At 55.7% G+C, this 23,247-nt stretch carries 13 protein-coding genes and 1 pseudogene; 4 read left to right on the forward strand and 10 right to left on the reverse strand.

The features are described 5' to 3' along the window. Entirely contained in the window at positions 1-3,192 is a 3,192-nt protein-coding gene (locus tag CEE69_RS13725; RefSeq protein WP_099261194.1) for an efflux RND transporter permease subunit, read from the forward strand. Positions 3,193-3,281: 89 nt separating this feature from the next. Here the strand turns inward: CEE69_RS13725 and CEE69_RS13730 are convergent, their stop codons facing one another. From CEE69_RS13730 to CEE69_RS13775, 10 genes are all read right to left on the reverse strand, one after another. Continuing rightward, positions 3,282-4,616, reverse strand: coding sequence for a PQQ-binding-like beta-propeller repeat protein (locus CEE69_RS13730; protein WP_099261195.1), 1,335 nt, complete (start codon positions 4,614-4,616; stop codon positions 3,282-3,284). Positions 4,617-4,696: 80 nt separating this feature from the next. Then, positions 4,697-5,959 carry a DUF1552 domain-containing protein gene (locus tag CEE69_RS13735; RefSeq protein WP_099261196.1) on the reverse strand — a complete coding sequence of 421 codons (1,263 nt, stop codon included), beginning with the start codon at positions 5,957-5,959 and terminating at the stop codon, positions 4,697-4,699. A gap of 190 nt (positions 5,960-6,149) precedes the next feature. Further along, positions 6,150-8,768: a DUF1592 domain-containing protein gene (locus CEE69_RS13740; RefSeq protein WP_099261197.1), complete on the reverse strand. Its 2,619-nt coding sequence runs from the start codon at positions 8,766-8,768 to the stop codon at positions 6,150-6,152. Continuing rightward, complete coding sequence (locus tag CEE69_RS13745; protein ID WP_099261198.1) at positions 8,765-11,218, reverse strand: virginiamycin B lyase family protein; 2,454 nt, start codon at positions 11,216-11,218, stop codon at positions 8,765-8,767. The genes CEE69_RS13740 and CEE69_RS13745 overlap by 4 nt, the downstream gene beginning before the upstream one ends. Before the next feature lie 128 nt (positions 11,219-11,346). Further along, entirely contained in the window at positions 11,347-12,102 is a 756-nt protein-coding gene (locus tag CEE69_RS13750; RefSeq protein ID WP_099261199.1) for a hypothetical protein, read from the reverse strand. Positions 12,103-12,168: 66 nt separating this feature from the next. After that, a complete protein-coding gene (locus tag CEE69_RS13755; RefSeq protein ID WP_099261200.1) occupies positions 12,169-13,266 on the reverse strand; it encodes an alpha/beta hydrolase in 1,098 nt (365 codons plus the stop codon). After that, complete coding sequence (locus CEE69_RS13760; protein WP_099261201.1) at positions 13,232-15,004, reverse strand: outer membrane protein assembly factor BamB family protein; 1,773 nt, start codon at positions 15,002-15,004, stop codon at positions 13,232-13,234. Before CEE69_RS13760 ends, CEE69_RS13755 begins: the two co-directional genes overlap by 35 nt. 119 nt (positions 15,005-15,123) lie before the next feature. Further along, entirely contained in the window at positions 15,124-18,045 is a 2,922-nt protein-coding gene (locus CEE69_RS13765; protein ID WP_158231028.1) for a sulfatase-like hydrolase/transferase, read from the reverse strand. 146 nt (positions 18,046-18,191) lie between these two features. Beyond that, positions 18,192-18,929: an ABC transporter ATP-binding protein gene (locus CEE69_RS13770; protein WP_099261203.1), complete on the reverse strand. Its 738-nt coding sequence runs from the start codon at positions 18,927-18,929 to the stop codon at positions 18,192-18,194. Positions 18,930-19,193: 264 nt separating this feature from the next. Beyond that, positions 19,194-19,523 (reverse strand): ABC transporter permease, encoded by a 330-nt coding sequence (locus CEE69_RS13775; protein ID WP_099261204.1) that lies wholly within the window; start codon positions 19,521-19,523, stop codon positions 19,194-19,196. Between the two features lie 145 nt (positions 19,524-19,668). On the opposite strand from CEE69_RS13775, the pseudogene CEE69_RS13785 reads away from it, so the two are divergent. From CEE69_RS13785 to CEE69_RS13795, 3 genes and pseudogenes are all read left to right on the forward strand, one after another. Further along, positions 19,669-19,940, forward strand: a pseudogene (locus tag CEE69_RS13785) (transposase family protein); the annotation flags it as partial. Between the two features lie 17 nt (positions 19,941-19,957). Next, positions 19,958-20,410, forward strand: coding sequence for a PcfJ domain-containing protein (locus CEE69_RS13790; RefSeq protein WP_099261265.1), 453 nt, complete (start codon positions 19,958-19,960; stop codon positions 20,408-20,410). A gap of 429 nt (positions 20,411-20,839) precedes the next feature. After that, a complete protein-coding gene (locus CEE69_RS13795) occupies positions 20,840-23,197 on the forward strand; it encodes a hypothetical protein (protein ID WP_099261206.1) in 2,358 nt (785 codons plus the stop codon). The last annotated feature ends 50 nt before the right edge of the window (positions 23,198-23,247 follow it).

Genomic DNA, 23,247 nt, shown 5'->3' on the forward strand with positions numbered 1-23,247 from the left:
ATGACCACTCAACAACACATCCCGACCGTCCATGAAGCAACCGGCTTGGAGCGATTTTTCATCCTTCGTCCCGTCGTCGGCTTGCTTCTGTTGGTGTTGTTTATCGTCGGAGGTGTGTTTGCCTACGTGTCGCTTGTAAAGGAATCGCTGCCGGATCTTGCGATTCCGCAAGCGACGATCTCAACGTTTTGGCCGGGAGCGGATCCGCAAACAATCGAACAGGAAGTCACCGACAAAATTGAAAACGAATTGTCGAGTCTGAAAGGACTGAAAAAGTACAGCAGCGCGTCCTTCGATTCTTACTCGCTAGTCGCGGTCGAATTCGTCGCCACCGCTGACATCAACGATTCGATGCAGCGGTTGCGTTCCAAGATCAATGACGCTGAAGCCGAACTGCCACGCGACGCGGAGAAGCCGACTGTCAACCAGATCTCCGTCGACGACCGACCGATGCTGACGCTGGTCCTGTACGGCGATGTCGATTCGGCCATTTTGAGCCGAACCGCGACGGACCTGGAAGACCGACTCGAAAAAGTCGCCGGCGTCAATGAAGTCAAGATCGGTGGCCTTCGCAAGGAAGCGATCCGAATTCAATTGCTGCCCGAACGCTTGATCGCTCTGGGGATCTCGCCAACGCGAGTCCGCGACCGCATCCAATCCGCCAATCGAGACATGCCCTGGGGCGAAATCGAAAGTGATCAACTTGGCGGTGCATTGCGAATGGTCGGACGCTTTCGCGACATCAATGAACTCCGCAAGCTACCCATCGACCGACTCGGTCAGTCGGGGCGTGTGATCCGGCTGTCTGAGATTGCCGACGTTCGTCGCGACCTGGAACGTGAGGAGACGCGAGCCTTCCTAAGCAACGAAGGCGAACCGTTCCGCCGCAGCATCGAAATCTCGCTGACGAAAGTCCCTGCTGCTGACGCGTTGATTGCCATCGAAAACGCCAAGGCAGCAATCGAAGAAGCCCAATCCGCAACTGATTGGCCGTTCGGCCTTGGCGTCCGGATCACGACCGATCAATCCGAACAGATTTGGGAATCGCTGCTGCGAGTGTTCAATAACGGTTGGCAAGCGATGCTGTGCGTCTTCTTCGTGCTACTGCTGATGCTGTCGTGGCGAGAAGCGCTGATCGCCGGACTGTCCATTCCGGTCGCGTTCATGGGCGCACTGACGCTCGTTTGGATGTTCGGCTACACGCTCAACGAGATGGTCTTAATCGGCATGGTGCTGGCACTTGGCCTGCTCGTCGACGTGTTCATCCTAATGATGGAAGGCATGCATGAAGGTGTCTATGTCGAGAAACTCTCGTTCTCGCGTTCAGCGATGTGGACGATTCGCCGGTTCGCACTGCCAGCCTTCGCGGGCCAGATGACAACCATTCTGGCGCTCGCTCCGCTAATCATGATCTCAGGCACGTCGGGAAAATTCATTCGCATTCTGCCAATCACCACGATTGCGTGTTTGATTTGCAGTTTCATCGTGGCGATTGCGATTGATGTTCCGCTGTCGCGATACCTACTCAAACGAAAAGCCAAACAAGACGACCAGCACAGCTTCGTCGATCGCCTGTCAATTCGGGTATCAAATTGGCTCGCCAGTTGGAGCAAACGCTACACGATCCGCAATCACTGGACGGCAGCCACCAGCACCGCATGCGGCATGGGACTGTTCCTTGTTGGTGGTATCGCTTTCTCGACGCTTCCCTCCACGATGTACTCCAAACGCGACGGACGCAATCTCGGTGTGACGGTCGAATTGCCCGCTGGCACAACGCTCGATAAATCGCAACGTGCCGCCGATCTCGTTGGCGAAATCCTCCGCGACAAACCGTACCTCGAAAATGTCGTCAAACTCGTCGGCAGCAAAAGCCCGATGGTGCAGGGTTCACTCGGTGAGGCACTCGCACCGACTACAGCCGACTACCTCGTCGGATTCTCTTGCCGGTTCTTGCCGCGCGAAGAGCGTGACTTACCTGCCTACGAGTACGTCGACGGATTGCGTGCCGAGATCACCCGAGCGGTCGACAAGAAATTCGCTGGTGCCAACGTCATCCTGCAGGCTGAAACGGGCGAACCATCGGCGGGCGATCCCATTCAAATTGAAATCGTCGGCGATTCGATGGAAACACTTCGCGAGCTTTCCAAACAGGTTCAAAACACGCTGCGAGAAACTCCTGGTGCAGTCGATGTTCGTGACAATCTCGGCAACGTACAAGTCGACATTCAGCTCGAGCCCAAACGTGAAGCTCTCGATTTTTACAACATTTCCCACGAAGAACTCGCCTCCCAAGTCCGATACGCGATGGGTGATCAAGAGATTGGCAAGTTCGTCGTCGGCAACAATGACGACGATTTGGAAATCCGGATGGGACTGGCATGGCCAAGTCGCGAAGGATCGCTCGGTGGACCAACTCGATTGAGCGAACTCGTTTCGGTTCGCGTGTTCCAACAAGACGGCGGCACCGTGCCAGCGATGGCGGTACTGGAACCCAACGTCGGCACGAGTCCGATTTCAATCACGCGACAAGACGGATCGCGAAGCATCATCGTTTCGGCAAAGAACCAAGACCGCTTGCCGTCTGAAATCATCGCTGATGTCACACCTAAGCTCGATTCACTCGCCGATTCTTGGCCGAGCGGTTTTCGATACAAGTTCGGCGGCGACGCGGAGGAATCGGCCGAAGCGTTCGGCAGTGCGGGCTACGCAATGATCGTCGCGTTGTTTTTGGTCTTCGCTCTTCTGGTGATGTTGTTTGGCTCGTTCGCTCAACCATTCATCATCTTATTGACCATCCCACTGGCCCTCACTGGAACCTTTGTCGGATTCTATCTGTTAAAGATGCCTTTCTCGTTCACGGCCGTGATCGGAGTCGTGTCGTTGATCGGGATCGTCGTCAACGACGCGATCGTGATGGTGGAAACGATGAACGATTACCTGCGCCGCGGTTACGATGTTGTCGACGCGGCGGCCCGAGGTGGAGCCGATCGATTGCGACCGATTCTCAGCACAAGCATCACGACAATCATCGGTCTCATCCCACTCGCGTTGTCCGACGCGATGTGGGAACCGCTGTGCTTCGCGATCATCTTCGGCCTGATCGCCAGCACGGTTCTATCACTCGCCATCATTCCCGCCATGTACGTGCTGTTAACGCGACCGCATCGGGACGTTATCGCGGAACTGTAGGCGTGCATGAAATCTCGACTTCGACCCTGCAAAGTTCGATCCATCTAAGGGCTGACCGGAAGTGAGACTGCTTCAACCTAAAACAGATACTATTCTTGGTTTGCTTCAAGGCAATAGAGGTATTTCGCGCCGCGAAGAAAGAGCTGATTGCCGGCGAGCGCTGGCGAGGCATCGAAGCGGTCGTCAAGGTGATTGGTGGCGAGTTCGGTGTACTCGGTGGAACGTTCGAGGACGAGTGTTTCTCCGTCGCGACCGGTGATGTAGACGCGGCCTGCGGCTCCCACGGGTGACGCGTAAATGTTGGACAACTGACCGATCCGCTCGGGGCCGAAAACCCTCTCGCCCGATTTGGCGTTGACGCAGGTGAGGATCGATTGGTTGGATTGGTTGTAGTAGAGCAGGCCATCGTACAGCAGCGGCGATGGGATGTAGGGCGTGCCGCGGTCTCGCTTCCAAAGGATCTTTTCGCTTCCGGTGATGTCTCCCGTTTCGGTCAACGGAATCGCCATCGCGGCGTATCCTTCGTAACCGCTCATGCAAATCACGTAGTCGCCCTCGATGACTGGACACGGAGTGACATTGCCGGTCAGCCCACTGCACTGCCAGATGATCTCGCCTGAATCGAGGTCATAACTGCGGACAGCGCCCGAGGCCGCGGTGATGACTTGGGTTTTCCCGCTATGCCGGATTACCCTGGGTGTTGCCCAGGCGTTGTCTTCATCTCGCTCGCGTTGCCACAGCGTGTCTCCGGTCTTGGCATCCAGCACTTCGATTGAGCTTTGTCCTGCGTGATCACGAACGATCACCAGCTTGCCGTCGTGCAGCACCGGAGAACAACCCTCGCCAAGGCTGGAACCGACCTTGGCTTCGCCGAGATCTCGCTCCCAACGTTTGTTGCCGTCGAGGTCGTAGCAATAAAGCCCGGCCGATCCGAACCAGGAATACAAGAGCTTGCCGTCCGTCGTAGGCGATGCCGATGCAAAATCGTTGTCGTTATGAGCGCCATCGTGGGGGATCTTCGTGATCGCCGTCCGCCGCCACAGTTCCTTTCCGCTTTCACGATCAAGGCACAGCACCACGAACGCGTGCTGCGTATTGGGTCGTTTGATGTTGAAGAAGTTGGTCTTGGGTTGGTCCTTTGGATCGGGAATCGAGGTGTCTTTTACACCCGTGTCAATCGCCGACAAAAGGAAGACCTTGTCGTTCCAAACGATCGGAGTCGAAGTGCCTTTACCATCGATATCGACTTTCCATTTGACATTCTTGTCTTCGCTCCACTGGACCGGTGGATCGGCCGTTCGAGATACACCCGTTGCTTCGGGACCTCGCCACTGGTGCCAGTTTCCATCGGGTGAATCACCGAAAGTGAGAGACTGCGAGAGTGATAGAAGTAACGATGTGATTGTGATGATATATGTTTTCATGGCAAGTTTGGGGTTGTAGCGAAACTCGTCAAGAGTTTCGGTCTGTTAAGGGGGCGGGTCGAAAGTCTTGACGACTTCCGCTACGAAAGGTCGATCATTCCCGTGCTGGTTCCGAATCGCTCGGTCTCGACACCAATATGCCGCAGCAGAGTCACAAACAAATTACAGAGCGGCGTATTCCGGTCTTGGTCATGTGCGACGTAGCGTCCGTGTTTGTAGCCGCCACCGGCAAGAATGATGGGAAGATTCGCCGGGTCGTGGGCGTTCGCGTTGCCCAGATTGCTGCCGAAAAGAACGGCAGTGTGATCCAAAAGTCGTTCCCAATGTTCCGATCGTTGCCCAAGTTGTGACAACAAGTTCGAGAACGTTGAGAGTATTCCGGACTCGATGATTTTCAGTTGGGCGATCTTCAAAGGATCCTGGCCATGATGAGATAAAGGGTGATGCTCCCCCTGAACACCGGAGATGTTGGGAACCGCGCCGTGATCCTGAATCATCAGGCTGACCACGCGCGTCGAATCGGTCTGGAGCATCAGCGGAATCAGATTCATCAGCTCTCGAATTTTGCGAATCAATTCCGACGGTTCCGTGACGTCCTTCGGTACTTTCGCATTTACCTTTGGCTTGGGTCGATCAAGCCACGCATCGGACGCGGCGAGTTCCCTTTCAGCCGTGCGTATGGAAGCGTAGTATTCATCCAACTGCTTCCGGTCACCTCCACTGACTCGTCGGTTGAGAGATTTTGTCTGATCACCAACGGCATCGAGGATGCTGCGACCTTCCGCAAGTCTTTGCTTCTGTCGCCGCTGTTCTTGCGGAGTTCCGGCAAGGAACAATTTCGCAAACAAGCGCGATGGCCGACAATCCGCCGGCAACATGACGCCGTTGCTGTTGTAGGACTGACTTTCTTGAGTGTTGCTTCCCAGCGTGATCGACGGAAACCGCGTCGCGTGACCGAGATGCATCGCCGCCGCCTGGTCCACAGAAATTGTGTTCTTGAAACCACTGAGTCCGGGATTGATCGCCGCAGTCAGAAAGGTCATTTCAGTGTCGTGCGGCTCCTTCCCATTTTGGTCCGGATGGGACAGCCCGGAAAATAGCGTAAAGTCAGTTCGGTGTTCCTCAAGTAGTTCGAGGTAATCAGTGCTCGCGTAGTTGGTTCCGGTTGTTTTCGGAAATAGTGATTGAGGCAACAAACCGAGCGAGTTGCAAATCAGCACCATGCGTTTGGGTTGCTCCCCGCGTTCAAACCCGAACGCCGGATTCATTGCATCCAGCAGAGGCAATGCTAGCGCGACGCCGGATGCTTGGAGCGCGGTGCGTCGTGAAATGGGCGTGTGCATGATTTCTCTCTCGTAGCGAAAGTCGTCAACGGCTGGTTGATTTAGTGAGCGGCAAGGCGCTAGCCGCCAGTGTCAGTGCGCATACCGGCGGCTAGCGCCTTGCCGCTCACCCTTGCCAGTTCGGATTGTTGTTTTGGGTCGTCTTCAGTAGCGAGGAGTTGGTGGAGGCCGAAAGTCTTGACGACTTCCGCTACCTGCATTGGAACATCCGGCTGCTAACAATCTCATGAATCAGTCCGCGCAGCGGGTAGTCGGCCTTCTCATGCCGGTCCAGAATTGCTTCCACCTCTTCCCTGTCAGCGAACTGGATTTCTGCCCCCGTGGCAAACGTGATCAACTGTGACACCAGATTTCGCGCTACTTGCTCCTTGGACTTCATGAGGTGCTGTTTGAATTCGCGAATGTCGCTGAACGTGAAACCGTCCTCGGTCTGTCCGGTGCAGTCAACTGGCTGGCCAAGGTTGTAATCTTTGTGCAGGAAACGCAGTCCGGCGTCGGCGGTTCGTTTGACGCCTTTGCTAACGCGGTATTGAGTGCGAAAATTACCGACCGGATCAAAACATTCCAACGCGAATCCGGGAGGATCAATCCGGCGGTGACAAACGGCACAAGCCTGGACCGTCTGATGTTTTGCAAGTGTTTCGCGAATGGTTGTTGCTCCTCGCGTATCAGGCTCGATGGAACCGACACCGGGCGGTGGTGGACCCGGCGGCAAGCCCAGTAGATTCGTCAGCACAAACCTGCCGCGCCGGACGGGCGTCGTTACGGTTCCGCCCGCCGTCACCTTGGCAATACTGGCGTGAGTGAGAATGCCGCCTCGAACGCTACGCGGTGGCAGCATGACTTTGCGCATTTCTTCGCCTTCGACGTTAGGAATGCCGTAGTGTTCGGCGAGTTTCCGGTTAAGGAACGTGAAGTCAGAATCGATGAGATTGGCGATGCTGAGGTCTTCGTCGATGAGGTGTCGAAAGACGAGGCGCGTTTCGGCCAGCATCGCTCGACGGAGCACATCGTCGTACTCTGGGTACATGTACTTGTCAGGCGTGGTGGCATCGATCAGCCCCAGATCCAACCATTGATCTAAGAATTCGTTGATGAACCGCTCGCTGCGTCCGTCGGACAACATGCGGCGAACCTGAGCATCCAATGTTTTTGAATCGGAGAGCTTTCCGTCATTGGCAAGCCCGTGCAGTTCCTGATCGGGAGGACTGCGCCAGAGGAAGTAGGACAACCGACTGGCGAGTGCGTGTTGTGTGAGGGTTGAAACTCCGTAGCGGAAATCGTCATGACTCTCGTCCGATTTAGAGTGTGGCTGCCGAAAGTCTTGACGACTTCCGCTACCGACGGTTTCGTTCATCAGGAACAACGTCTCAGGGGAGATCAGGATCGCTCGCAACGGAACTCGAGCACTGGCGATAAAGCCCCGTTGGGCTTTGAGACTCGACGCGGCGAGATTGGTGAGGTCTTCGATCTCCTTGTCAGTTACCGGACGCCTGAAGGCTCTCGGTGCGAGCGCTGCGACGGCATCGCGAATATGCTCGTAATGGGACTTTGTTGTGACGGGACGGTAGCGGAAGTCGTCAAGACTTTCGGTTCGAGCGTCATTGCCCTGCCGAAAGTCTTGACGACTTCCGCTACGATTTACGGCTTCCCACTGGACTCCCGGGAACAGATCTCGCGTTCGCTCGGGAGGCCAGGTGGACTCAAGCGGCCCTTCGACAAGCACCTTGCGAACCCGCACGCCTTCACCCTTGAATTCGCTCGCGGGTTGCGAGTTGTAAATGACTTTTCCGTCGGGTGCCGGTTCGAGTTCGTCACCGCTTACGTAAAAGAAGTCGTCGGGGCGCATGTATTTAATCGTCGAAACCGTGCGTAGTTTCGCATCGACGTCCCAGGCGGCAAAGAGTTCGCTGTCACCCTGAATGTCGTTTTGGCGTTTCAGGCTCATCGTCACCGAGGACCTCGACTGATACGCCGAACCGATGACGGTGATACGGTATCGACCGGTGACAGGAAACCGCAGGCCATTGTGGTCAGAGCGAAGGTTGTAGTTCTCGCCGCGGAACATGATGAGATCATCTTCGTCCAGGAAGACCGTGCCACCACCTCGGCGCACGGAACGCTGGAACCACATTTTCATGTATTGCGAATTCGCGTAGTCAAGTTCGCGCACCCTCGTCGGGTTGGCACCCTGTTGAATCGCCTCATCGAGGGCAACATCGGCAGCTTTGAGGATCCCTTTGACATGAACACTCGACATGTCCTGCTTGGCGGTAACCACATCGAACACGTCCGATTTTGTTTCCGGAGGAAGGTACCGCGCGATGTCGCCACCGATACCAAGTAGATCGTGCAGCGTGTGTTCGTATTCAAGCCGGCTGAGTCGCCGCGACGGGACTCGACCGTTGTTTTGTTGTTGTTGGCGGTTGACGTCAATGAGATTCGTATTGAGGAACGTCAGTGCGGCGGTTTGCGTTGGTGTGTCCGGGCGAGGTTCTGATTCCGGGGGCATCTCTCCGCTGGAAATGCGGTCCACGATATTGACCCACGCACGAAACGTACTGGCGTCTTCGAAATTCCGGTCGAGCTTCGTGAAGTCGAGGCGTGTTTCCGTATTCTCGTCGTGACAGGCGATGCAGGAGGATTCGATCAGTGGTTGCAGATCATCCGCATGGGATGGTTGAATGAAAATGAGTGCGAGTAGAACGGAGAGCACGTAGCGGAAGTCGTCAAGACTTTCGGCCCATCCAGAGTGTGCCTGCCGAAAGTCTTGGCGACTTCCGCTACGACGGGCTGCGGAACTCGTCAAGGCTTACTCACCGACTGAATGTAGGCGAGCAGATCGTAAATTTCAGCTTCCGAATACGTATCCAGCAGTCCCGTCGGCATCGTTGAGATATCCGCTGTCTTTCTTGCTTCAATCGAAGCCTTCGGCATCACTTCAATCTTCTCCGGCTTCAAAAGGTTCGGAATGAATTGAACTTCTTGATCATTTTCCTTGATCACCAGGCCTGTCCTCATTTGACCATCGTCGCCGAGGATCATCTGAGTTTGAAACTCTTTGTTGATCTCCGCCGAAGGCCGCACGATCTGAGTCAGCAACTTGGATCCCCGAAATTGCTTGGTAACCTCGGACAGACCGGGACCAAGCTTCTTTTCCCCCGGACCGATGTTATGGCAACGGCTACACGTCGCCTGTTCAAAAACGAGTTTTCCTCGTTCCAGGTTGCGCTGGCCCAGGTTGTCTGGAGCGTTACCAAAGCCGTGGTGTTGCCACTTTTTCACGAAGCGACGCTTCACCGGCAAATCGTGGTTGATGACGTGGTCGATGATCTTGACAAAGAACTGTCCATCGCCGCGTCGGTCCGGATGTGTCTGCCGGAATTCATGCCATAGGGAACCGGCAAGATCGCGTTCGTGTTTCTCAAATGCGGCCATGCGCTTGTCGACGTATTCCTGGTGAGGCGTCTTTTTGTACGCTTCGGGCAGCGGTGCCGCGTCGATCTTGGCGAACAATTCAGCGTGGCCCAGGCTCGTCGACGGTTTGACCTTGGGTGCATCCGCGAGTTTGCCCACATCGTGATTGCCGTCATAGTGCTTCGGCGCGAGCTTGATCCCGCCGCCTTCGGGAAGCACCTTCGGCAGGGAAATGCGGATCACGGCACCAACGCCGCGCTCCATGTGCCGGGCCGGCCCCGAAGTGCTCGTCCAAACATTACCGTCATCATCAAACTCGATTTCACGCGTGTAGGAAACTCGCGTGGGCAGACGGTATTCGACCAGCGTTTCCGTCTTTGGATCGAAGCGATTGATGGTGTCGTTACCGGTGCCGCAGACCCAGACGATGCCGTTCTTGTCGACATTCAACGCGTACGGAATCTGATTCTCGGCATCGGGCAACTCGTAGACGGTCCACTTCTCGTCGGTCGGATCGAACTTGCCAAAGACGCCTGAGCCGAACCCGGGCACCCAAACCATACCATCGGGAGCGACGTGCAAACGACGAGGGCCTCGGAAGGGCGGATTCCATTCTTTGATGTCGCCGTCCGGGGCGGTCGGATCAATGCGACCGATGCGGTTGCCATTCAGCTTGGAATACCAAATCTTTCCATCGATGGGTGAGTAGTCGATTCCATACGGCGTGATGCCTCGCGATTCGCCTCGACCTGCGCCCATGGCCTGTCCGGCGTTGAGCAGCTTGTATTCTTTGACTTCATGTGTTTCCGGATGAATCCAGAAGCATGAATTCGAACCGGCGTCGGTGTACCAGATCAGGCCTTCTGGATCTTCCGGGTTGATTCGCAACGTATGTGGATAACCGCCACGCCGTTTGGGCGCCTCCGCGCTGCTGTAGGTTTCGAACTCCCGAGTTGTAACGTCATACCGCACCATTTGGCCCGTCGCGCACATGGTGGTCCACATGCTGTCGTCGTTGGCAGTTTCGATCGAGTGCGGACCATACGTGCCGCGCGGGTATTGCTGAGCTCGCTGTTCTCCCGTTTTCGGATTGAGGACGAGCAATCGATGCTGACTGATGTTGACGGCGTAGACGTTGCCGTCTGGGCCGATTTCCAGGTCGTGAAAGGAACCTTTCAGCGGCTCATCCAGCTCCCACATGGTGATTGTGGCAGCAGCGGCCGCACCGGTTGACGGCGGCGGTGGTTGGAATTCAGGCCAATTTTTGACGGCATCGTCTTTGTAAGTCTCCATCAGACGCTGAACAATGCTGTCCTGCGTGTGCGGATAAAGACCACCAAAACCATCCATGCGGCGAATCATGGTTTCCCAGTCGACCGGCTTTTCGGGTGTGCGAAACCCCAGGGAACCAATCTGGTGACAATAGGAGCACATCATCTTGAAGTTCATGCGGTCCCGCGGGTCGTCGAACTTGAGCATGCTGAACGCACTGCTGGCCGGACGTTGCAGTTCGAGTTCTTCGCCTTCGGCTCCGCGCGTTTTGATCGTAAGATCGTCAGTTCCCGCCGCGATCTTGCTGTTCCACTGGTCGGCGAGCCCCATCAGCCGCGTTCGAATGTTGTGATCAACATTCCGCAGACCTGTGATCTCGAACGAACCATCCTTTTGCGAGAATACGGAGGTCCACTTGCGATGCGCATCGTCGATTGCGGACACCATGACGCCTTCGATCGCCTTTCCGGATGCATCGACGATCGTGCCGCGAATGGATTCTGCCTGCGACTGGCCGATCATGAACAGACTCACGGCAGTCATAGCGAACAATGATATCCAGCTTCTCATCAATCAGTTCTCCAGCAGGGCCAGCAATTCACGGACGTTGACGCATTCCAGTCGGTGGTCGCCGACCGCTACATATAACAGAACCACGAAAACGTCCGAATCGTGGACGAAATTCTCTCCAAAAACCATCACTCAGAGTCTGACGACGTATCGAGCACCGTGGCTTTCAGAATCAGCTCCCGAAAACGCTCATCAGAGACGTCATCAAGAAGCTTCAAAAATGCGATCAGGTTCGACTTGTCTTCTGCGCTCAGTTGCATGACGGAATACTCGTCGCTGATCTCATCCGCGTCTCCGGATTGCTTTCGATGCAACGCGTCGAGTTTCAACTTCATTGCCTTCTGCAGGTCAACTCCGCGACTGACAGAGTCTCGCAACGACGGCGTGAGCATCGCTTCCTCTGCTTTGGTGACGATGTGCGATCTACCGTCACGGAAATCGGGCAGCGTATGACAGGCGGCACAATTGCCGACACTGGCCGCTCCTTCGTACCTGAGAAACGTCTTGAAGCCTTCGTAGGCAGGCCGATCCATGCCGGGCGGTGCCTTCAGCAGGATTCGTCCTTCCTGATTCGCCAGACGACTGAAAATCCGTGCGGCGAAATCTTCCGGCGTTTCTTCGTCGTACGATTGATCTGGAATGCGGTTCACGTAGGAGAACGCATCGAAGACAGAACGCTTTGTTGTGGCGAGACGATGAATGCGAGTCTTCGTTTCGATACCATTCGTTTCAGGCGTAGCGAAAGTCGTCGAAACTTTCGAATCACCACCCTCGTCCGATCGAAACTCGTGACGAGTTTCGCTTTGAGTCGGAGGCGTAGCGGCCTTGGCAAAACCGGGGCAAGCCGGCAACAGAAAGCAAAAGAATTTGAGGATCGTTTTCATCTTATTAATTCAGTCGCTTAAATCGTGGCAACTGAACATATTCAAGAAATAGCTGGTATAGCATTATCACTCATTTGACTTTTTGAGATACTTGTCGAACCAGTTGAGTTCCATTTTCAGGATTGCATCCTGATGTTCGCCGTAGATACCGTAGTGAGTCATGCCCTCGATGACATGGTATTCAACGGGTGAGCTGTTCTCCTTTACGATCTGCGCCACAAGCCCACCTTGCTGGGTAATGTCCATCAACTCCTCGTTGCCAGCATCGATGATCATCAGTGGGGTCTTGAGCTTTTCCACCGCTCGGAAAACATCGTAGACGACGTTTTTCGAAGGGTTGTAGCGAATGTGCTTATAAGCGGCCATCGTTCCGCCTGGAGCTCCGGTCTTGAAGGGAACCGGTTCGACCTCGCCGCGAGCCTGTTGAGCCATCAGGGTGTACGCATGCTGGTAGTAAGGTAGACCGCGCTGCCCTCCCATGCCCGGCACTTGCGCGACGGCACATTTGACACGCGGGTCATTCGCGGCCATCCAGGTTGCCAGTCCACCGCCGTAGCTGGTGCCAAAAACTCCGATGCGTTCAAAGTCGACGTTCGGTTCACCGGCGATGAAGCCGATGGCGTTGCGGATATCGGTGATTTGGTCACCAAAGTCCATCTGCCAGCGGATCGCGCGTGCCTTGACGGCGACCTTGCCCTCGGCATCCGGTTCCGGCATTTCCTCCAGCATCATCAATCGGCTGTCGCTCTCGCCCCAACCGCGGTAGTCGAAGTTGAGGAAGGCGTAGCCGCGCCGGGCACTCTCGACGCCTAGCTTGATCGACCACGGCATCTTCTTTACTCCGCCCGTACCATGAACGAAGACGATGGCGGGTAGCTTGACATCTGCGGCAACATTCTTTGGCAGGTACACGTCGCCAGCCATGCGCGTTCCATCGCTCCAGATCACCACCTGCTTCCGCATCACGTCGTCAGGCAGCGGAGGGTAGGGCTTGGCCTTCCAGGCGGCTCGCGACACGTCTTCCTGCGCAAAGGTAGGAAGGTTGAAAGGCAGTGCCAGCAGACACAAGCCAACGGCAAGGATTTGATTTCGACTCATTATCATTATACTTCTCTGCTCGATTTTCGCGTTACTCAGTTCCCGCTCCCATGCGATCGATTTCATCCTCTCCGGGGAGGCCAAAGGAGATCAGGGAACCCTCTAATTGTTGTTTCAGAAAAAGCATGCTCCCGGTCCCGACATAGATTCGGCCCCGAGAGATCGACGGCCCGCTCCACACTGTGCCGACGTGCAAGTCCTTGACCGTCCTTCCGGTCATTGCATCGACGACGATCAAGCGCTCGCTGACCGTGCTCGTGAAGCAGGCGATGCCGCCAGCGTTCAAGGCGATGCCCGAAGCGATTGGGTCACCGCCGTCGTAACCGGGCACCCGAATGCGTGGCCGCTCGTGTCGCCAATGCTCGTCTGCAAGGTTGGCCGACAGACAAACAACGCGACCGGCTTCCGGCCAGTCCGGCGTGATCGTTGTGCTGGTGAGCCAGTCGATACCATTGGTGAAGACGCGTTTGCCGTCGGTGGCGCAACCTGTCTGGATACCGCCAATCGTACTGGGTAACGCGATCATCCGAGGATGGCGTTTCGGATCCAGCGGGTACTTCGGCTTGCCCGTGTAAACTGGCGTGTTCCCAAAAATGCGCCCGTCTGCCGAGTCAAGCAGGTAGAAGCCTCCGTTCTTGCAGCCGACGCCGAGCACTGTGGCGGGTGACCCATCGGGCGTGGGCAGCGTATAGATCTTGGGCGTGTCACCAACGGAACAGTCTTTGTAGACCCCAGCCGCCGGATCATACCCGGCCATTGCATGGTTGAAGACGTCATTCTTGTTCAACTGGGTGACCCATTTCTCGGCGCCGTTCTTGACGTCCACCGCGATCACGGCGGCAGAGTACTCGGTGTAGAGCCGAGCGTCGTCCTCCGTTGGTTCGCGCGGTGAATTGTGCACGTCTGTTCCGAAGAAGATCGTGCCCGTGGCGGCATCGAAGGACGGCGTGCACCAGACCGAACTCGTCGATGGTCCATAGTGGTAGGTACGCGTTCCCTTGACGTCCTCGATCGTGATCGGCTTGCTGAACAGACGTGGCTTCTCACCGACCTCGTACTTCCAAACCACCTCACCGTCGTCCGGGTTGAAAGCGACGACGAAACCACGCCCCTGGCAGCAGGGATAGTTCGGATCGATGGGCTGCGAATGCTCGTAACCGCCCCCGCCCACGATGACTTTTCCGTCCGCGAGGATAGCCGAAGCATTGAAAAGATTGGCGTCGTGATGACCGGGAAAACCTAGCGTTCGGGTGTCAACCTTCCACAACTCCCTGCCGGTCAGCCGGTCGAGTGCATAAAAAACGCCAGCATTATTGCCGATGTATACCGCTTTGTCCGTGACCAGTGGGGACGCCAGGAAACCGGCACCAGCATCGATCCGATTGAAGCCGCCCTTGGGCAACTCGACCGTCGCTCCCTCGCCAGGACGGAACACCCAGGCCACCTGGCCGTTTGGCTTGAGTTTGTAGAAGGCCGGAAACGATCCTGTGCCGAAGTAGACGTAGCCGTTAACCACCGCCGGTGTCCCGTGGATCACACCGATCTCCGCTGTCGAACCATCCGGCGGAAACCGCCATTTTTCGACTAGCTGCGGAGCCGTCTGCGGCGTCAGAGTTTTCTCGTCAGCGTTGTATCTCCAACCGCTCACCCCGTTGTTGTAGCTCTCCCAGTCGGCGTCGACCACGGGCGGAACGCTCTGCTCCGCAGCCTTTGCCGCCAGGCCTACGACGAGCAAGGAGATGACTGCGACAAGCACACTCGATCGATAGATCAGCCGTGATTGCAGATGGTCTGGTTCTTTCATTTCCAATGTCAATGGTGGGGTTTCGCGTGATTTGTGAACGTCATGTTGAGACGTACAGGCGATGTCTTCGTAGCGGAAGTCGTCAAGACTTTCGAAGATGGACGCGAACCATTGCGAGGCTACCGAAACTCTTGACGAGTTCCGCTACGGATTGGTGGCTTTTCGCTGTCTCCCTTGCTTCCGGCAACGTGGGTGAGGATTTTGACGAAAGACGCTCCCGGATTGGGCATGTCAGGATCGAGACGGCGTTTTTCTTTCCAGAGTTGGCCGACCTGGGAACGCTGTTCGGGTTTGAGACCGGCCATGACGCGGTCGACGTAAGACTGATGGTTGTTTCCGTCGTAGCCTTGGGGAAGAGGATTCTTGTCGATGCGAGCGAGGAGCTTCGCGGTATCGGATGTGCCGGCGGCGGGCCAATCACGTGTATTCTCTTGAGACTTCTTCGCAGCGGCCAGTTCTTCGGGGGCGGGCCACTCTGGCGCGTCCGCCATCACACTTCGGTGGATGGCAGCGGCTTGCTCTTTCAACCGGGCGGCGAGTTCGGGATGCTTTTCCGCAATATTTTCTTGCTGACCGAGATCCTTGGAGAGGTCATACAGCTCGACACGACCAAGTCCGCTCTTTTTGAGTTCCGGGATCCAGGACTCTTGGAAGTAATACAATTTCCGGTGTTGCGCCCTCAGTCGATTGGCTTCGGGATTGGCGAAGTTCCCGTTGAACATTCGGGAGCGAAGATCCATTCCGCCTAACTCTTTCTCAAGATCATCGCCAAGGACTTCTTTGACTTCCTGCATGAGTCGATCGGCGCTCTTGAAGTCGATTGGCGATTTCGCAGTACTGGTAGCGAAGAGTGTATGGTCACCCACTCTCATGACCATGTTTGCCTCAGCCATCCAAAACAGGGGTTGATGCCTATTGAATGAATCGGAGCCAGTGAGCAACGGTGCGAGGTCGGAGCCGTCGAGATGCACGCCCCCGGGTTTGTCGATGCCGATCAGACCACACAGAGTGGGGAGAAGATCAACGACTCCAGCCGGTTCCTTCTCGACTCGTCCGCCGGCGATCCCGTCTTTCCAGTAGAAGATGCCCGGGACGCGATGCCCGCCTTCGAAAAGCGCCCCCTTCTTTCCACGCAGCTCACCGTTTCGCTTTTGCAGGTAACTGCCGTTGTCGGAGGAGTAGATGATGATGGTGTTGTTCAGCTCACCTAGTTTTTCAAGCTTAGCGACGAGTCGCCCGATGGCCCGATCTGTATTGTCGATAGTGCCACTGTAGATTGCTTCCCGTTCGTTGAGCCCGCCATACTGTGAAACGATCTCGTCGGGTGCCGCGATCGGGTCGTGCGGTTCATTGAACCAGAGATTGAGGAAGAAGGGTTCGTCGGCGTCACGCTTTTGATCGAGCCAGGTAAGAGCCTCGTCGACGACGATCTGACAGGAATAGCCTTTGATGGTTCCAACTCGCTTTCCATTGCGCACGAAGTTGGTTGGGTCCTTGTGGCTGGGGCCAGGACCGTTGACGACACCGAACCAGTAGTCGAAGCCATGATCGGTGGGAGTGGGATTTTTGCGATTCTGGACAGGCATGCCGAGGTGCCACTTGCCAAAGTGGGCGGTGGCATAGCCGTTTTCTTGAAGCACTTCGGCGATCGTCGTTTCGCTCTCCAGGAGGTGCATCCGGTGAAAACGCTCGTCGAGGACCGAGTAGACTCCTGTGCGGCAGTGCTGACGGCCTGTTAGAAACGTGGCGCGCGACGGGGAGCAGGTAGGGGCGCCCGAGTGGAAATCGGTGAAACGCACCCCACCGGCGGCCAACTTGTCGAGAACGGGCGTCTTGACGGGACCGCCGTAGCAGCCGATGTCGCGGTAACCAAGATCGTCGGCGTAGAGGGTGACGACATTCGGACGCTGCTTGGGCGTAGCGGAAGTCGTCAAGACTTTCGGCCCCGTAGCCCGTTGATCGCCGAAAGTCTCGACGACTTTCGCTACGGGGGCGTAGATAATCAACGGTGTCCGGGTCGTCTGTTCCCAGAGCGCCGACTTCGCGATCTTCTTTTCGCCGACGTCGTAGCCGTGATCGCCCCAAAGGACAACAATCGTGTTGTCTCGATAACGACTGTTTTCCAATGCGTCGAGGACATGCCCGACGCAGGCATCCGCGAACGAATCCGCTGCGAGGCAACCCTGGACGGCTTCCTTCCATTTGCCGCTCTCGCGAATGTGTCTGATGTGACGTTCGCCCATCCGCCGGCCAATGGCGGGGATGTCGTCGAAATCGTCCGGCTCGTACGGTGGGAGTTTGATGTCTTCGATTGGATGAATGTCGAAGAATTTCTTCGGGGCATACCAGGGAAGATGTGGCAGGTAGATGCCACAACCGAGGAAGAAGGGTTTGTCATGATCTCGCTGTAGAAACTGAGCGGCACCTTCCGCAGTTTTCCAATCGGGATTGGCTTCGATCGCGTGATCGGTTGGTCCCCAGTCGATGAGACGCGCGAGAATCGGGTTGGATTCGAATTTCGGCCGCAAACCATGCTTGTAGCGTTCGTGTTTCGGCGGCGGGAGAGTGCCGGTGCTAGTGGAATAGACATGACCCCAGGCCGCAGCGTCGGAGAATTTGCCGTGAGCCTGATGGTAAAGTTTGCCGCCTCCCCAAGCGACGTAGCCGTGCCTGCGGAAATACTGCGGGAGCGACACCCAATCCTTGTACTGCGGCATGTCGCGAAACCAGTTCAGATTGCCATAGATGCCGGTCGTTGAAGGACGAAGCCCCATCATGATCGCGGTACGCGACGGGCTGCAAAGTGGAGCGGCGCAGTGGGCTTGCTCGAAGAGAACGCCTTTTCTCGCAAGCCGGTCGATGTTGGGAGTCTTCGCCTGAGAATGTCCGCCAAGACATCCAACCCAGTCGTTTATATCGTCGACGGCAATGAATAGGACGTTGGGCCGGTCGATCGAGTCGACGGCGTAGGCATGCCCATACGATGACGCGAGAGCGACGAAGAGTACAATCGCCGAGAGGCACGTAGCGGAACGCGTCAAGAGTTTCGGCATCCGACTTGGCCGAAAGCCCTGACGACGTGAATCGCAGCTCGACCGCAAGTCTTGACGACTTCCGCTACGACGGGTTGTGCGTGCAATACGGAATTTCATTTCTCTCCATCGGCCTTCGTGATCAGGTTGGATTGCTACTCATTCCGCTCGTCGGACTCGATCAGGCCGTCACGCAATCGAATCACTCGTTTCGCTCGTTCAGCGACTTCGTCCTCGTGCGTGATCATGACGATCGTCTTGCCGCTTTCATTCAGCTTCTGAAAAAGGTCAAGGACTTCGTCCGTGGTTTTGGAATCCAGGTTTCCGGTCGCTTCGTCCGCCAGAACAAAGTAGGGGTCGTTCACGAGACTTCTAGCGATCGCCACTCGTTGTTGCTGACCTCCGGACAATTCAGTTGGTTTGTGATACAAGCGGTCACCCAGACCAACCTGCTGAGCAAGTTCGCGGCATTTTTCGTTCGCGTCCTTGCCGATCAAACCCTGGTACTGCAGCGGCACCTTGATGTTTTCCATCACATTGAGTTGCAGCAGCAGATTGTACGATTGAAAGACGAACCCAATTCGACGACCACGGATTCGCGACAACTGATAGTCACTAATTGTCGAAACATCATCGCCGGCCAGGAGGTACTTGCCGCTCGTCGGTCGATCGAGGCAACCAAGCACATTGAGCAGCGTGCTTTTCCCCGATCCCGATGGTCCCATGATCGCGATGTATTCACCTTGCAGCACATCAAACGAAACACCTCGCAAGGCGTGAACAGTTTCTCCTTTGAGAAAATACGTTCGATAGATGTCCTCGACTCGAAACGCATAGTCGCTTGCCGGGAGGCGATCGGCCTGGTCGGTGTTTGGTTCAGCGATGCTTGTCATGAGCCTTCATGCCGCCACGTGACGCATTGCGCGATTAAGTTCTGAGGTAGCGGAACTCGTCAAGAGTTTCGGTTTCGCCTGACCGAAAGTCTTGACGACTTCCGCTACCTGTTGATCGTGCGATGCTGAAATGAAAATGTCGAGTGCCGTTTGTCAGTCCTAAGCTTTGGAGAAACCAGGCCATCATCAACGACACCCGACCAGTTAGACCCGACAGTGCCGGTGATCGTGGACAATCGATTTTTCAAATACAGCGAAATTTCATCATTCATGGCGCAGCGCCTCAATCGGATCTAGGTAGGCCGCTTTCCTAGCCGGATAGACGCCAAACAGGACGCCGACTCCTAGAGAAATGCCAAGCGACAGAACGACGGACCACATCGCAATCCGAGGCTCAAGTGAATTGACGATTGGCGGCAATGACTCGGGAGAAATCGTTGAGATGACACGTTTGACCAGCCGAAACACTGGGCCAACAGACAACCCGAACAAGACTCCCGCGATTCCTACACTGGCCGTTAGCACAACGGTCTCGATCAAGAATTGACCGATGATGTCGCTTCGTGTTGCACCGAGTGCGCGGCGAACACCAATTTCGCGAGTTCGTTCGGTGACGGTGGCATCCGCGTCCGATCCACGGCGATCGCATCAAATATCGGAAGAAGTATTCGATTGCCGGTTGTCTTGGTGAAGACCTGTTGCGAAAGATTGCGTGAACTCGTTTGAATCATGCCCTGCTATGGAGACGGCAATGCTTTCGCAAATTGATGTGTTTCATGACTGCTTTGATCAAATCGAAGGCCCACGCGTTCCAGGACGAACCACGCATCCGTTGAACTCCATTTTGTTCCTAGTGGTTGCTGCGACGATCGCCGATGCCGACGGTCCCGAAGAGATCGAGTGCTTTGGAAATGAACGACTCGATTGGCTCAGTCGCTTTGCAGATTTCCCTCACGGGACCCCCTCACGGGACCCCCTCGCACGACACCATCGGTCGAGTCCTGTCCCCACCCCAACCGAACCTGTCGATGAAAGGGCGAACTCCAGAGTCGCTTCTACGGCGTGTTGACGAATGGCATCGAAAGCTGGCCACTGATAACACGCAACAGATGCGTCAGTGGCAACCAAGCGGGATCGAGAGCTTCGAACTCAAAGAAGGCTCATTGGATAAACCCAACTACAGGTGCTGGACGATCCGAGAATTGCTCAGTAGCAAGGCACTGGTTGCAGAAGGTCGTCAACTGAAACACTGCGTGGCGACGTACGCTTCGTCCTGTGCCCGTGGCCGCTGTTCGATCTGGACAGTGGAGATCGAGTCGTATGATGGGATCGTGAAGTCACTCACCGTGGAAGTTCAAAATGGGTCGCGACTGATTACACAGGCAAGGGGCAAGGCAAATCGACTGCCGACCGACAAAGAAAAGCATGTTCTTTGCCGCTGGGCCTCGAAGGCAGGGTTGAAGCTGGCAAACTATGTTTGAATCTCGAGCCGTGCGTGAGTGGACTTGAAGAGATTCAATCGTCAAATTCTTCAGACGCTGAACGTCATGACCAACGCTGAATTGAGTCCAGTCGATGAACGATTTCGGGAACAGTGAGGCGGTGACCCGACTTCGTGCAAGTATCGGCGACGAGACCTTTTGATTTGAGTTTGCGTGCAAAACATCCAATAAGATAGGCGGGAACTGTTTGGTTTCGTCCTGTGAGCCGCTTGGGCGTTTGCGCCGGTTGTGCGTGGGAACTGTGGCTAACGCAATGCGGCTCACATCCCGATGTAGCTTGCGCACCGGCTTCGCAAATTGGTGCTACGGCACGGTGCGACTGAGTTGGTTGAATGGCGGGTGATTTGATGTTGGGTTGGGATCGATTTAGAATCGGCTTCGCCCGTCTCCCACACTGATCGAACTTGCATGCCGTCATCGCCGATTGCTTCCCGCTGGATGCACCGAATCCTCGTTTTCACGCTCGCTTCACTTTCCTTCATTGCGTCAGCGCAGGGGCAGGATGCAAGGGTCGATGTGCCCGCCAAAGAAGATCAAGCTCGCGTCGCGAAGTTGGTCCAGGACATCTACCGCGACGAATATCGGTCCGCAAAGACAACACTGCAACAGTCCGAAGTCGCTCAAAAAGTCTTGGCTGCCGGGATGGAAACGGTGGACGATTCCGCAGGCCGGTTCGTGATGCTGAAATTGGCGAAGGACATCGCGGTTCGTGCGGGTGACGCCGAAACGGCAATCAAGTCAGTCGAGGCGCTCGTGGAGTCATTTCACGTCGACGAATTCCAATTGCGCGCCGAAACCCTGATCGCCGTGACCGGTCGCCTCTCGTCAAATCATTACGGGGCGACCAAGCATCAGCTATTGGAGTTGGCTGATACCGCGATCGCAATGGACGACTACGATGCGGCGCGGCAACTCATCGCTGCCGCGAGTAGCGATGCCAAGCGAGGTCGCGACTGGGAAACCAGCACCCGAGCTGACAAGCTGGCGAAGCAGATTGTTGTGATGGAATCCCAGTTCAACGAGATCGCGGACGAACTGCGTCAGTTTCAAGACGATGTCACAAAACTCGGACCAGCGGAGTCTCTCGCCGTTGGAAAGTTCTACGGGTTCTTGAAGAACGAGTGGCAGATCGCTTTGGACTTGATAGCGGCCGGCAACGACGAAACGCTTGCCGTGGCTGCCGAAGCGGAAAGAATTCTTTTGAAAAGTCTCGCGAATAGGAAACCAGACAAGGATACGGCGGCAGCCTGTTTGAACGTTGCGGACTTGTGGTGGAAATCCGCTGAATCGTTGAGTGATGCCGAACAAAAAGCCGCGACCTTGCACGCGGGGTACTATTATCAAATCGCACTGCCTGGCATCCAGGGACTACAAAAGGCGAAAGCAGAATCACGCATTCGCGACGCACTCGCGGTTGGCGAGATCGTTCCTTCGCAACATACAAATGGCGAAGAACACGCCGCCGATTCGAACCCCGACACCAATTTCGATGTGATCCCCATGGAGCGTCGACGAGCGACTATCAAGTTGCCTGCGACGTTTGACGACTACGCAATCGGCAACAACGGACGCTACGTCATTTTCCGGCTCAGCTCGTTGAAGAAACTCGCATTCTTTGACATCGGAAAAAGAGAGATCACGCAGTACGTTCCTCTCGAAGACTCGGACGTCCGCATCGCTGGTGGAGGAAAATTCTTCTACGTCGCGCTTCGCCGCGAGAACGTCCTTCAACGATGGAACTACACCGAATTTAAGAAAGAGGGTTCGGCGAAACTACCGTTCGCTCAACCGGTTGACGTGATCGCGACGGGACATGAGGTCAGCGGTCCGGTGTTCGCGGGCGCAAAGGACAGTGACGGGTTGCTGCTGCACCCTCAAACAATGCAACCCATTCCCTACTTGGTCCGCGACGAAGTTTACCAACGCGAGGGGAAAATCCCCGGAGCAGGTCCCGACAACCGCGTCCGCGTGAGTGCCAACGGTCGGGCGTTCAGCTTCTGGGGAACCCGTGGATCGCCAGGAGGATTCAGGACGCTACTGTTGAGCGACCGAACTGCCTCCATGTTCTACGAACACAAAACGATGGGCTATATCCAACCCAATCCGGCCGGCGATTTGATGTACACGGGCTTAGGTATTTTCACGTCCCAAACCAAACCTTTTGCACACAACGACGAGCTTCGCAACAACAGCTTTTTCGTTCCGGCTATAAGCGGGGACTACTGCATCAACATCCCTCGAGATGACGCCAAAGCTGGGAAGAATGCCAAACAAAGTCATGTCCATCTGCACGTTGCTGGCGCCACAACGCCGTTGCTTACGTTCCAGGACATTCAGATTGGTCCGGGCAGTTACAGTGATTTCCATGGGCGAGAGAAGATGACGCTAGACCGCCAGTTGATCTTTGCACCACGAGCGAACCTGCTTGTCACTTTGCCCGACTCGAACAACCTGTTGGAGCTCCACGAAATCGACGTGGAAAAAGAGCTCAACGAATCCGAGGTTGACTATCTCTACGTCGCGTCACGACCACCGACAACAGTCCGAGTTGGCAGTCTCTATCGATATCAGATCGATGCCCACACTCGGACTGGCGACGTGTCGTTCGAATTGGTCTCGGCTCCAAAGGCGATGAGGGTTTCTTCCAAAGGAATGATCACATGGAAAACGCCCCGTCGCGTCACGGGTACCCAGGATGTTTTGGTGATGATCCGAAGCGAGTCCGGCCAAGAGTTCACACACGCTTTCAAAATCACAACGCAGTGAACGGGCGCGACACGAATCGCGTTAATAGTTGGGCGAAACACGTTGTCGCA

Source organism: Rhodopirellula bahusiensis (genome assembly GCF_002727185.1).
GTDB classification, from domain to species: domain Bacteria; phylum Planctomycetota; class Planctomycetia; order Pirellulales; family Pirellulaceae; genus Rhodopirellula; species Rhodopirellula bahusiensis.

What these genes read in the sequence shown, in the direction of transcription:
- CEE69_RS13730 (WP_099261195.1), bottom strand. Translation starts at nt 4,616, where the DNA reads ATGAAAACATATATCATCACAATCACATCGTTACTTCTATCACTCTCG.
- CEE69_RS13750 (WP_099261199.1), bottom strand. Translation starts at nt 12,102, where the DNA reads ATGAAAACGATCCTCAAATTCTTTTGCTTTCTGTTGCCGGCTTGCCCC.
- CEE69_RS13755 (WP_099261200.1), bottom strand. Translation starts at nt 13,266, where the DNA reads ATGAAATCGATCGCATGGGAGCGGGAACTGAGTAACGCGAAAATCGAG.
- CEE69_RS13725 (WP_099261194.1), top strand. Translation starts at nt 1, where the DNA reads ATGACCACTCAACAACACATCCCGACCGTCCATGAAGCAACCGGCTTG.
- CEE69_RS13745 (WP_099261198.1), bottom strand. Translation starts at nt 11,218, where the DNA reads ATGAGAAGCTGGATATCATTGTTCGCTATGACTGCCGTGAGTCTGTTC.
- CEE69_RS13795 (WP_099261206.1), top strand. Translation starts at nt 20,840, where the DNA reads ATGCCGTCATCGCCGATTGCTTCCCGCTGGATGCACCGAATCCTCGTT.
- CEE69_RS13760 (WP_099261201.1), bottom strand. Translation starts at nt 15,004, where the DNA reads ATGAAAGAACCAGACCATCTGCAATCACGGCTGATCTATCGATCGAGT.
- CEE69_RS13735 (WP_099261196.1), bottom strand. Translation starts at nt 5,959, where the DNA reads ATGCACACGCCCATTTCACGACGCACCGCGCTCCAAGCATCCGGCGTC.
- CEE69_RS13770 (WP_099261203.1), bottom strand. Translation starts at nt 18,929, where the DNA reads ATGACAAGCATCGCTGAACCAAACACCGACCAGGCCGATCGCCTCCCG.
- CEE69_RS13790 (WP_099261265.1), top strand. Translation starts at nt 19,958, where the DNA reads ATGAAAGGGCGAACTCCAGAGTCGCTTCTACGGCGTGTTGACGAATGG.